Raw genomic sequence first — 741 nt, forward strand, 5'->3', positions numbered from 1 at the left:
GCCGGCCAGCGCCGGGGTGAGGCCGCCGGGTGGCACCTGGCTGGGTAGCAAGCCTTCCAGCAGACGGAACAGCCCAAGCTGCGCCAGCCACCCGAGCAGGGCGCCGGCCAGCGCGGCGATGCCGCCGAGCATGGCCAGTTGCAGGCTGAAGAGACCGAGGGCCTGATGGCGGGACAATCCCAGGCAGCGCAGCAGGGCGCTGGCGTCCAGGCGCCGCGCGGCGTAGCGGCTGGCCGAGAGGGCCACGGCGACGCCGGCCAGCAGCACCGCCACCAGGCTGGCCATGTTCAGGTAGCGTTCGGCCTTGCCCAGGGCGCCGCCGATCTGCCGGTTGCCGTCACGGGTGTCGAGCAGGCGCTGGTTGGCTGCCAGGTTTTTTTCCGCTGTTTGCCGGTACTGTTGCAGGGCGTCGAGATCGCCGCGCCACAGGTCGCGGTAGCTGACCCGGCTGCCGGGCTGAATCACGCCCGTGGCGTCGAGGTCGGCGAGGTTCATCAGCACCCGTGGCGTGAGGCTGTAGAAATTGTTGGCGCGGTCGGGTTCGTAGGTCAGTACGCGGCTCATGCGCAGCGTCTTCATGCCCACGTCGATGCTGTCGCCGATGGCCAGGCCCAGCGCCGCGAGCAGGCGCGGCTCGACCCAGGCCTCGCCCGGCGCGGGGCCGCCGCCAAGCGTTTCCTCGGCGTAGGGCGCTGCCGCGCTGCGCAGTTGGCCGCGCAGGGGATAGGCGGGGTCGGCGGC

The 741-nt window shown here is 72.1% G+C and carries 1 protein-coding gene; it reads right to left on the reverse strand.

Features of this window, described 5'->3' with window-relative positions; translation table 11 throughout:
* Nucleotides 1-741, reverse strand: a 741-nt coding sequence (locus tag CC207_RS27710) for an ABC transporter permease (RefSeq protein WP_371916476.1), incomplete at both ends; no start/stop codon positions are given.

The sequence above is a fragment of the Pseudomonas sp. DrBHI1 genome, from assembly GCF_002205115.1.
GTDB lineage: Bacteria > Pseudomonadota > Gammaproteobacteria > Pseudomonadales > Pseudomonadaceae > Aquipseudomonas > Aquipseudomonas mosselii.